The 10620-nt window shown below is 73.7% G+C and carries 7 protein-coding genes and 2 pseudogenes; 2 read left to right on the top strand and 7 right to left on the bottom strand.

Annotated elements, in window-relative coordinates; genetic code table 11:
* Window positions 1-208: 208 nt before the first annotated feature.
* The 4 genes from IF01_RS0140335 to IF01_RS49155 form a co-directional block, all read right to left on the bottom strand.
* On the bottom strand, window positions 209-844 hold the full coding sequence (locus IF01_RS0140335; RefSeq protein ID WP_208624408.1) for a TMEM175 family protein: 636 nt from the start codon (window positions 842-844) through the stop codon (window positions 209-211).
* Window positions 845-967: 123 nt separating this feature from the next.
* Window positions 968-1699 (bottom strand): heparin lyase I family protein, encoded by a 732-nt coding sequence (locus tag IF01_RS0140330; RefSeq protein ID WP_078880766.1) that lies wholly within the window; start codon window positions 1697-1699, stop codon window positions 968-970.
* A gap of 333 nt (window positions 1700-2032) precedes the next feature.
* Complete coding sequence (locus IF01_RS0140325; protein WP_244215793.1) at window positions 2033-3946, bottom strand: hypothetical protein; 1914 nt, start codon at window positions 3944-3946, stop codon at window positions 2033-2035.
* 124 nt (window positions 3947-4070) lie between these two features.
* A complete protein-coding gene (locus tag IF01_RS49155; protein WP_051757193.1) occupies window positions 4071-7676 on the bottom strand; it encodes a protein kinase domain-containing protein in 3606 nt (1201 codons plus the stop codon).
* A gap of 370 nt (window positions 7677-8046) precedes the next feature.
* Between IF01_RS49155 and IF01_RS0140315 the strand changes: the two genes are divergently transcribed.
* Window positions 8047-8934 (top strand): YhjD/YihY/BrkB family envelope integrity protein, encoded by an 888-nt coding sequence (locus IF01_RS0140315; protein WP_063764437.1) that lies wholly within the window; start codon window positions 8047-8049, stop codon window positions 8932-8934.
* Window positions 8935-9191: 257 nt separating this feature from the next.
* Here the strand turns inward: IF01_RS0140315 and IF01_RS46535 are convergent.
* From IF01_RS46535 to IF01_RS0140300, 3 genes and pseudogenes are all read right to left on the bottom strand, one after another.
* Window positions 9192-9448, bottom strand: a pseudogene (locus IF01_RS46535) (solute carrier family 23 protein); the annotation flags it as partial.
* A 74-nt stretch (window positions 9449-9522) separates the two neighbouring features.
* The gene (locus IF01_RS0140305) at window positions 9523-9885 is read right to left on the bottom strand and encodes a hypothetical protein (RefSeq protein ID WP_030398607.1); all 363 of its coding nucleotides are present in this window, start codon (window positions 9883-9885) and stop codon (window positions 9523-9525) included.
* Entirely contained in the window at window positions 9882-10433 is a 552-nt protein-coding gene (locus IF01_RS0140300; protein WP_341845531.1) for a type III effector protein, read from the bottom strand. The genes IF01_RS0140305 and IF01_RS0140300 overlap by 4 nt, the downstream gene beginning before the upstream one ends.
* Window positions 10434-10542: 109 nt before the next feature.
* Here IF01_RS0140300 and IF01_RS50750 point away from each other — a divergent pair.
* Window positions 10543-10620, top strand: a pseudogene (locus IF01_RS50750) (Hsp20/alpha crystallin family protein); the annotation flags it as partial.

The following is a 10620-nucleotide window of genomic DNA, read 5'->3' as shown; positions in this document are numbered from 1 at the left end:
CGGCGGAAAGTGGTCCGGGCCACTCCGGGGGGCCTGTGAGGCCGGGCACACGGTCGACGGGGCGTGGCGGTCCGGCTGCGGCGGGTGCCGGAATCGGGGGGCCGGGCGGGGTGCGGCGGTGGCGTCGGGTGGTCCGGGCCACAGCCCTCACCCGCCGTGGCCCGTGCCGTCACCCGCTGTACGCGAACCCCCCCCGGCGCGGGCGCGGTCAGACGTCCGAACGGCTGACCCGGGTGCTCCAGCGCCCGATGGCGACCTTCACCGGCAGCAGCACCAGCCAGCCCCACACGACCCGGGACCCGATGAGGAAGCTCAGCGGCGCCGTGGCGGCGAAGACGACCACCGTCGCCCCGAGGTCCGCCAGATAGGCGTGGGCCTCCCGGTCGGGCAGCGGAGCGGACCGGAGCCAGGGGCGCCTCCACACCACGAGCAGCAGCGTGAACTGGGTGCTGCCGAGGGCCGCGACGGCCGCCGAGTAGATGGCCACGGCCGAGGGCTCGCTGGCGTACTCGGCGATGAGGGAGGTGGGGAAGGGGAGCAGCGCCGCGATCCCGAGGCCGAACAGCGTCAGCCGGATCACCAGGCCGTCCACCTGCCCGACGCCGAGGAACAGGCGGTGGTGGTCACGCCAGAAGGCCGCGAGGACGAGGAAGCTCAGGGCGTACGCGCCGACCTGGGGGAGGAGCTCGCGCAGCTGGCGGTGGAACTCGGCGGAGTCCAGGCCGTCCGGGAGCTTGATGTCGATGGCGAGCAGGGTGATCGCGATGGCGTAGACGCCGTCGGCCAGTGCGATCAGCCGCTCCGGCCTGCCGAGCAGGGGCTCCGGGGCTGTCGGGGTCGTCATCCTGCCGACCCTAGGGAGTGGAGGGCCGGGAGCGGCGCAGGCCCGGCGGTGTTGCCGGGCCGTGTCCCGCCCCCGGCCTTGTCCCGCCCCGCGGCCGCGCGCTGCGCCCGGCCGCGCCCCGGGTCAGGAGCCGGCGGTGGCCGCCTGGAGGGTGGTCGCCATGATCGGGCTGGTGAAGGTGTTCGTCGCGTTCCCCGGGGACGGGTGGTAGGAGCCCCACTTGAGGTAGTTGCGGTCACCGTCCCAGGTGGTGCCCTTGAAGGTGCCGGAGCCGTTGGTGAAGGTCTGCTTCACACCGTCGAACCAGAAGTCGATGGTGCCGTTGGTGCGGCCGAGCCGGATCTTCAGGGCGTAGGAGTGCCACTGGTTGTTGCTGGTCGGCGCGGTCCAGAGGGTGTGGGCGACGTGCTCGGTGTCCCACTCCTGGAGGCGGATGCGCCCGGTCGTCGCGTCGATCTCGATCGGGTGGTTCGCCGTGTCGGTGCTCGGCGAGCACTTGAGCTGGAAGACGTAGCGGCTGTTGGAGTCCTTGATGTTCAGCTTGGAGGACCAGCCGAGGTAGAAGGTGCTGCCCTCCTTGAGGTTCGGGCCGAGCGTCTCGCAGCGCTCCTCGCCGGCGGCCTGGAAGGCCCGCCACACGCTGCCCTTGGCCGGGTCCTTCACAACGCCGAACTTCCCCTCCGCGCACTGCACGCCGGCGAAGGAGGAAGGGCCCTTGCTGGTGCTGGGGGTCCACAGCACGGTGTCCGCCGCGGTGGCGGAACTGCCGGCGACGGCGGTGCCGCAAGTGATCGCGAGCGCGCTGAGCGCCACGACACCGGCGGTGGTTCGATGGCGGTGTGCCGATGAAGGCATGTCTCTCCTGGGCGGACGAGTCGTCGGAATCGGATGCCGACCGGGCGGTCGGCCCGAACGTGCGAGGAGATTCGACCACCTGACGACCCGTGGGACCAGCCGGGCCGACCGGTCGTGGCCCTTTCGGGCAACGCCGCCGGTCGGCCCGCTCCGACGGCCGGCCGTCGCGGGCGACCGGGGGAGGTCGGCCGCAGGAACGGCACGGGAACGGCGACGTACCGCCCGGCCACGGCATAAGCCGCCGCGCGCCCTGAACGGCACGCCCCGGACTCCGCGGAGACGGGACACCCGGCGACACCGGCTCACGTCCGGCACGGGCATGGTCCGGCCGGGTCAGTGCGGCGGGCCGATCCGGGCGCCGCCGTCCAGCACGCCCTCCACCTGGACGTTCGCCCGGGCCGGGCGCTCCACGGCCAGGGTGTGGTCCGGAACGGGCCGGTCGGCAGACCAGTCGGGGCCCTTGACGGTGAGCCTGGTGACCCGTCGGCTGCCCGCCGCCAGCAGGAACTCGGTGCCCTGCGGGGAACGCCACCAGGCCCAGCCCACGGTGTCCTGCTCGAACCGGCTGCACGACCGGCCCGGACCGCCGCCGGTGCGCTGCGCTCCCTGGGCGGCGGGCAGCAGGACGGCCGTCGCGGCGCTGCCCTCGCCGGTCCAGCGGTCGGCGCGCAGGCAGACCCAGGACGCCGAGCCCGCGTTCTGCGGAAGCGGCTGCACCGCGAACGCCCACAGGTTGAGCTGCTTGACGCCGGGAGTGCCGTCCGGGGCGGCGCAGCCCGCCCGGGCCCAGGCCTGGAGCGCGTCCGGGCCGGTCGCCTCGCGCGGCGATCGCGCCGGCTGGCCGCGGTCCGGGGGCGGAGTGTAGGTGAGGTGGGCGGGGACGAGCCCGCCGAGGTCGGCCAGCAGGAAGGCGTGCTTCTCGGCGACGACGGGCGAGGAGCGGAGCTGGAGCACGGTGGCTCCCCGGCAGTCCGTCAGCACGCCGCCCGGTGTCGCCGGGGTGAGGCCGTCGGGATGGTCCAGGGGCTGGGCGGGGGTATCGGGCCGGTCGATCCGGCGGGTCTCGGCGGCCTCCACCCAGGGGGCGAGCAGGTAGCGCACGGAGGTGCCCCGGCGGCGCAGCACCACCGCTCCGGCCGTCGTGACGTCCGAGTCGTCGGCCCGGGCGAGGTCGAGGCCGCCGTCGCGTCCGTCGGTGTAGCGGGCCAGCCGCTGCCCGTCGTACAGCAGCACCACGGCGGCGCCGTCCACGGTGCCGGCGTAGAGCAGCCGCGGCGGGGCGATCGGCGGCGCGGTGTCCGTGCCCGGTTCGGCGCGGGTCTGCGGGCCGGGACGCTCCCAGGCGGTCGTCGCGCGGCCGAGCAGCGCGGCGTCCTCGCGGCGGTCGCCGCGGGCCGGCCAGGCGGTGAAGTCGATCCGCGCGGTGTGCTGCCAGAGGTCCGCGGGCACGTGGACCAGGCGCGCCGGATCGGCCGCGGCGCCGACGGGCGGAGCGGGCGCCGGCCCGGTGGTGGAAGCGACCGGGGCGGTGCCGGTCGCGCTGCCGGTGAGCACGGCGGTCGCGGTGGTGAGGCCGAGCACGCCGACCAGCAGCGTGGCGGTCAGTTTCCGGCGGCGGCTCAGCAGGTCGGTCGGCTGGACCCGGACGGCGCAGGGGTCGAAGGCGGAGAGGTCCGGCTCCGCCGATGCGCCGACGCCGACCGATGCCCCGATTCCGGACGCTGCGCCCACACCGGCCGCCGCGTCGAGGGCCCGCTCGGCCTGCTCGACCCCGGCCTGCCGCAGGACCTCGGCGGCCTCCGGGGCGGTCAGGCCCTCCACGACCTGCAGCGCGAACGCGGCCCGGGCGGGCGCGTCGAGCGCCGCGAGCGCCTGCTCCAGCGCGGCGTCCTGCTCGCCGCCGTGCGGGGTGAACAGCCGCAGGCCCCAGACCCGCGGTGCCAGCAGCCGACGGGCGGGGCGGGGGCGCAGCCCGTCGCGCAGCACCCGCAGGCGCAGCGCGGCGTAGACCGGGTCCTCGTCGCCCGTCACCGGGTCGGACCGGCGGGCCCAGCGGGACGGCAGGGCTCGCTGGACGGCCGTGTGGGCGGCGAGGACGCGGCTGTGCCGGTCGCGGTCGGCGGGCAACGCGACGTACGCCAGCCGGACCAGCCTGCGGTAGTGGCGTACCAGGGCGGCCTCGGCCTGGACCACCGGCCGCGCGGCGCCCCGGGCGGGCGCCGCCGAGTCCACCATCCGTTCTGCCAACGGGCCCTCCCCGGAGTCTTCGGTGCTGTCGTGGTGGAGGGTCCAACGAGTCGATCATGTGATGGTTGCGCCGTCCGGGTGTCGGACGGGCCCGGAGGTCCTTCGGGACCGCCCTTCCGAACCGTCACGGGCAGGAGCGCCGGTAGGGGATGTCCGGGATGTAGTGCTTCCATTCCTCGCGGGTCGGGGCGCCCGCCCGTTCGCACAGCTCGTGGACGAGCCGGTCCGGCGCTGTCGGGTAGGTGAAGAACGCGCCGTAGGTGTCGACCGCGATGAGGCCGGTGCCGTCCGGGGTGAAGGAGACCCCCACCAAGTCCTGCACGGGGCCGGTGAGCGGCAGGCCGAGCGGGACGCGGTTGGTGTTGTCCCAGACCTGGACCTGGTGGACGTCGGACTTCTGGATGACGGCGAAGAGCCGGCCGTCGGCCGAGACGGCGCCGGCCGTGCCGTGGTCGAGGAGCGACTGGCTGCCGGGGCCGGTGCGCAGGTTGTCCTTGGGCCGGAGGGTCCGGGCGTCCCAGTACCGCAGGTAGGGCAGGTAGCTCTGCGGGAAGGCGTACAGCGTGGTTCCGTCGTCGCTGACGGCGTCGGGTTCGAAGTCGGTGAAGCCCTTCGTCAGGACCTGGCCCGAGGGGAAGGCGACGGAGCCGATGCCGGGTGCGGCGTAGACGGATCGTCCGTCGGGCGCGAACAGGAGCCTCAGGCCGTTGCCGGGGTATCCGGCCCGCAGCTGGAGACGGTGGATCAGGTGCTGGGTGGACAGTTCCCAGAAGCTCAGGGAGTCGGTGCCGTCCTCCCGGGCCTCCGCGACGGCCAGTGCGGTGCCGTCGGGGGAGAACGCGAGGGCGACCATGTTGGCGGTGTGCTGGCCGGACAGGGACTCCAGTCCGAGGGGCAGTGATGCGAGCAGGGGTTGTCCGTCCGCGGCCAGGTTCCAGACCTTGATGCGGTCGTGGCACTGGGCGGCGAGCAGGCTGCCGTCCCCGCTGAGGCGGTAGGGGGCGAACTCGCAGCCGTCCGCGGCCACGGAGAGCCGTTTGGTGCGCGAGGCCAGGGACCAGATGTCGACACCGCTCTCGGTGGGCAGTGCCATCGTCGTGCGGTCCCGGCTGGTCGCCGAGTTCTGGTAGAAGTCCTCCGTGGGCCCGGGGGGCCGAGTGATGGCCCGGACGCCGAGCACGCGCACGACGGCGTCGCTGCCGACGCACTCCAGCGCCGTGTCGTCGGCCGTGAAGCGGTAGGCGGTGCGCGGATCGCACTCGCCCTGCGTGGACGGCATTCGCAGGACGGGCTCGGGCCGGCGGAAGCAGTGGGGCCGGCCGATCGGGCAGGACGTCCACACGGTGCCGCCCCAGTTGAGGTAGGCCCCGTCGTGACTGAACGACAAGGGGTAGTCCGTCACGACCGCGGAGTCGGCTCCCTTCAGCTTCGTGGGATCTCCGTACGCCCGGTCGAAGAGGCTGATCTCGCCCGCTCTCGACGTGATGGCCGCCGTCTTCCCGTCCGGGGCGAACACCACCGGGCCGGCGATGTCCTCCGGTGGCATCCCGAGGTCCGGGACCGGCGACGGCTCCAGCTCCGGAAGGGTGTTCCACTGGAACGGCCGGCCGTCGCGCGACAGCGGGAAAGAGACGAGCCGTTCGTCGGGGGAGAACGAGGTGCCGTGCAGTAGAAAGGCGTCCAACGGGGCGGACACCGAGCCGACGACGTGCTCCGTGCGGGTGTCCCACACCGTCAGCGTGGCCGCGCTCCCACCGCCCGGTTCGGGCGGGTCCGAGACGGCCTCGACGACGAGGTAGCTCCCGCGCGGGCTCAGCGCGGTCCTCGGCCAGTACCCGTTGCTCTGACGGGGGGCGGTGAAGGCCCGTTCGGTGCGCGTCGGCGCGCCGTAGGAGAGGTCGAGCAGCCGTACGACGCCGTCGTCCCCGGCCGCGGCCGCAGTGGAGCCGTCCGCGGACACGACGACCTGGTGCACGGCGGCCGGCGCGGTCCAGGAGCCGACCTTCTCGCGGCTCTGCGGATTCCACACGTCCACCTGCGTTCCGTCGCCCGTCACGAGCAGGTGGCCCGAACCGTCGAGCTCGGCGGTGCTCGCCCGGTAGCCGGGAAGCCGGAAGACGTCCTGCTCCGGCTGGTAGTTCAGCGCCATCAGGGCGTTCCAGGACTCGGGGCTGTCGGCGAGCCCGGCCGCCGCCACCGACAGCCGCCGAGCCAGCTGCGGATCGCTCGTCCGCAACGACATGGCGACACCGGCCACCTGCGCCGAGGTCGCGCGGTCACGTTGGGCAGCCAGGGTGTTCTGCTGCTCGAAGGCGACCACCGCCGTTCCCGCGGCGATGACCAGCAACAGGGCCAGGACGGAGCTGAGCGCCACCCGCAGCCGCCCCCGGCGCCGGCTCAAGGCCGAGCAGGCCTCCAGGAACGCCTGCTCGGTCCGGTTGAGCACCAGATGGCGCCGTCCCGTCGCCGCCCAGTCGCGGACCTGTTCCAACGGGGTCCCCTGGAACAGGTCGCTGCCCTTGCGGCCGTGGTCGGACCAGGTCCGCGAGGCATCGGCCAGGCGCTGGTGGACGGCGAGGCCGGCACGTTCGTTCGCCACCCAGTCGCGCAGCCGTGGCCAGGAGCGGATCAGGGCGGCCGTCGCCAGGGTGACCCGGTCGTCCTCCCGGACCAGAACCCCGCGCTCGGTGAACAGCGCGAGGATCCGCCACACCACCTCCCGCGGGAACTGGTCGTCGGAGAACTCCTCCGGCCGCGCCAACCGGAGCGCGTCCTCGGCCCGTTCGCCAGGCGCGACCAGGCGCAACAGCATCGACGGCACCGCTCGCTGTTCCTCCGGGCCCAGAGCGCCGTACGTCGCCTCCGCGACCTGGGCCCGGGACGGCGGGGCGTGGCTCGGCCGGCCCTCGGGCGCGACGCCGCGCACCACGGCGGCCAGATCGGCGCGGCCCACCAGGGACAGCAGCAGTTGCTCGGACGTCGGTCGCTGCTGGGGGTCCTTGGCCAGGGCCGAGGCCACCAGCGAGCGCAACGGCTCCTCGAGGACGGAGACATCGGGGTCGTGCGTGGCCACCTGGTGGGCGATGGCCCCGACGCTGTTCCCTCGGAAGGCGTCGTGCGCGGTGGCCGCGAACAGCACGACCGCCGCCCAGCCCCAGATGTCGACCTTGCCGTCGCCCGAAGCTCCGCGGTAGCGCTCCGGTGGCATGTAGCGCAGGGTCCCCATCGGCAGGCCGGCCGTCGCCGTACCCTCCAGGATGCGGGCGATCCCGAAGTCGATCACCCGGGGCCCGTCGGGTCCGAGCAGGATGTTCTCCGGTTTCAGGTCCCGGTGCACCACACCGGCCCGGTGGATCGCCACCAGCGCCGTCGCCAGGTTGACCGCGAGACGTCGCAGCTGCTCCGGTCCGTACGCGCCGCGGTCGTTCACAGCCCGACGGAGGTCGGGCCCAGCCACGTACTCGCTCACGACGTAGGGGACAGCGCCGTCCAGATCGGCCTCCAGGACCCGGGTGGTGCAGTACGGCTCCACCATGCGCCAGGCGGTGATCTCCCTGCGCAGCCGATCCCGGTCCGGAACGTCGACGGCGCGCAGTACCTTGACCGCGACGCGTGTCCCGTTCGGATCGTAGCCCTCGTATACCACACCCTGACCGCCCGCCCCGAGCCGCCCGTCGAGGTAGAAGCGGCCCAACTGCCGCGGATCGCTGAACAGCAACGGTTCGCCCACCGGCTCACCCCTCGTGTCGAGGGCCACTTTGGCGCATTGCGCAGCACGGCACCAGACCACGGCACCAGACCACGGCACCAGACCACGGCACCGGCCACTGCCGCCGAGTGCCGTTGACCCTCCCGGAGCCCGCGGCGCGTCGGCGCGTGCCCGCGTCCGAACCGGCGATCACCCGGGTCGGCCGCCGCCGCCGACCGGGCACGACTGCGGTGGGGCCGGCGAGGCGGTTTCGCAGTGCGCGGGGCGGGAAGGCGGTCGCGGCGGCGGATCGGACGCCGTCGGTCTCCTGAGTATGTGGGGGTGCGCGGTGGTTCGGTCGGTGGGTGGCGACGAACGGTGGAAGGCGGCTCTGCGGCGCACACCGCTGAGGATGTGGAACGACGACGTCACCGACTTCGCGGCGGCCCTGACGTACTACGCGATCCTGGCGATCCTTCCGGCACTGCTGGCCACGGTCGTCGGCTTCGCGAAGATCAGCCCGGCCATCGCCCGGGACGCGGCGGCACACCTGGCCGGGCTGGTGCCGGGTCAGGCCGGTGCGCAGGTGGACGGCGTCCTGAAGCAGGCGCTCAGCGGTGGTTCGGCCGGGTGGACCCTGCTGGGGGCGGGTGCCGTCAGCGCGTTGTGGTCGTGCTGCAGCTACCTGGCGGTGTTCCGGCGAGCGCTGTGCCGGATGCACGGTGCCACCGACCGGCGCTCCCCCCTGCGCAACGCCCCGCGCATCGTGGCGACAGCCGCTCTGCTGCTGGTGCTGCTGGCGGTGGGCGCCCTGGCGCTGATCCTGGGCGGGCCCCTCGCCGACGGCGTGGGGCGAGTGCTCCACCTGGGTCGGACGGCGCCCTTGGTGTGGTCACTGGTTCGCTGGCCCGTACTGCTGTTGGTGGCGGCGGCGTTGGTACTGATCGTCTTCCGGACCGGGCCCGGGCCGGCACGTCAACGACACACCGGTCTGCCGGGCGGTGTCCTGGCGGCGGCGCTCTGGTTGCTCTTCTCGGCCGGCTTCGCCTTGTACACCAGCGCCCTGGGCACATACAGCCGGTTGTACGGCTCGCTCGCGGGAACGGTGGTCTTCCTGATCTGGCTCTGGCTCTCCAACCTGGCGCTGCTGGCGGGCGCGCAGTTCGCGGCGGAGCTGCGCCGGGCCGCTCCGGGGCCGGGCGGCGCATCCGGTCCCGACGTTCAGCAACCCCTGCGCGGCCCCCGTGGGTCGCGAGCGCCGTCCGCGTGTACGGCCGAATACCGATCCCACTCGGAGTGACCGTCCCGAGGGGACCGCCCGTTCTGTTGACGGTCCCCACAGAGGTGGTCCAGAACCCGGTCAGCTGCGCTCGTTGTCGTCGTACTCGGTGGTGCCGGCGTCCAGGAGTGGCGTTCCGGTCGGCTGCTTCATGTGTGCCGGGGCCATCAGCCGCAGCACGTGGTACCCGGTCAGCACGATGATCGTGCCGAGCGCGATCCCGGACAGCTCGAAGTTGTCGGTGAACTTGAGAGTGACGTTGCCGATGCCGACGATGACGCCCCCGTCAGCGTCGCCGCGTCCCCACCCTGCGTCCTGATGACCGCCGCCACCCCACGAACGACAGGCTCGACCCCAGGTACGACGGAATCCGACCCCCCGTCACCAGCAGGAAGAACACCGTCGCCACACCCGACACCATCACCACGAGGTTCGGATCCAGCCCCATGAGGACGGGAGCCACAAATGTTGCCCCGGCGAATGCATGACGAGGCCCTCCACTGGGCCGGTGCTCGGCGGTCTCCCGGGTGGCCAGGGCCGAAGTCGTGCGGACGGGTGTCGGGCGAGCCCCGCCGATCTGTCGGGTGGTGCCGGGGTGGCCGGTTCCTGTCAGGCGGGTAAGCCGCCGGTTGCCCGGTGGCTGTCGGCCGCGTGGTGCTGCGAGGTGTCCGGGCCGGTCTGCGTAGGCCGGTGGCCGGCCGGGCCGAAGGGCCTGGCTGCCGGGGTCCGCACGGTTTGCGGCGGGTGGTCCGGAGGGTCTGGGGGTGTGGGGGAGGCCTGTGGGGGCCAGGGTCGGTGGGTCAGGTCGTGGTGGAGGGCGTCGAGTCTGGTCAGGCAGGTGTCGAGGGTGGCGATGGCGGCGCTGCTCTGTTCGCGGATGCGGCGTTCGATGGCGGCGAGCCGGTCCTCGATGTGCTGCCAGCGGTCTTCGGTGGTGGTGCGGGGGTCAGGTGCGTCGTCGGTCGCTGTCATGGCGGAGGCGGTCCGTGCGGCGGGTGAGGTCGTCGAGGCGGGCGGTGAGGTCGGGGTGGGCGGCGCCGAGGTGGGACCTGGGCGGCGAGGACGCGCAGGTCGGCGGCGTGGTCGCGGGCCCAGGCGGTGACGGTGCGTTCCGCGGCCCGCCGGTCGCGCACGGCCTTGACGCGCTGCGCCCCGGTGGCGGCCCCGTCCGCTCTCCTGTCGGCGGGGCGCAGGCGCAGGTAGCGGTTCTCGGCGGCCTGGCGGCTGGCGACGCCCATGGGACGGGCGAGGTCGGCCCAGGTGGCGCCGGCGTCGCGGGCGTTCTCCACCAGGCCCGCCTCCCAGCCCGCGACCTCGGTGCGCAGTTCGCGCAGCAGCACCAGGGCGGCCAGGGCCGGCTCGGGGCCCTCGTCCCGTGCACCGGCGCCGGGCCGGGGACGGGGGTCGCGGGCGGTGCGGACGGCGTCGTCGATGGCGGCGAGCGCGGCGGCGGCGGCGAGGAAGGACGCCGGTCCGGCAGGTGGGGCGCCGCCGCCGGCGGGGTCGGGGTGTCTGCCCATGAGTGTCACTCCTCTGGTGACTCGGGTGTTTGTCATCGGATTGATGACATGCTAGAACAGTTTCAGGTGAAGCGCACTGGCTCCCATTGATCAGTGGAGGTGTTTCGCGATGCTGATGCGCACTGACCCGTTCCGCGAACTGGACCGGCTGACCCAGCAGTTCCTGGGCACGAACGGAACCTGGTCC

The organism is Kitasatospora purpeofusca, from assembly GCF_000718025.1.
GTDB classification, from domain to species: Bacteria; Actinomycetota; Actinomycetes; order Streptomycetales; family Streptomycetaceae; genus Kitasatospora; species Kitasatospora purpeofusca.
This window is presented reverse-complemented; position numbering and strand designations above follow the sequence as displayed.

What these genes read in the sequence shown, in the direction of transcription:
- IF01_RS0140315 (WP_063764437.1), top strand. Translation starts at nt 8,047, where the DNA reads ATGTGGAACGACGACGTCACCGACTTCGCGGCGGCCCTGACGTACTAC.
- IF01_RS0140335 (WP_208624408.1), bottom strand. Translation starts at nt 844, where the DNA reads ATGACGACCCCGACAGCCCCGGAGCCCCTGCTCGGCAGGCCGGAGCGG.
- IF01_RS0140300 (WP_341845531.1), bottom strand. Translation starts at nt 10,433, where the DNA reads ATGGGCAGACACCCCGACCCCGCCGGCGGCGGCGCCCCACCTGCCGGA.
- IF01_RS0140305 (WP_030398607.1), bottom strand. Translation starts at nt 9,885, where the DNA reads ATGACAGCGACCGACGACGCACCTGACCCCCGCACCACCACCGAAGAC.
- IF01_RS0140330 (WP_078880766.1), bottom strand. Translation starts at nt 1,699, where the DNA reads ATGCCTTCATCGGCACACCGCCATCGAACCACCGCCGGTGTCGTGGCG.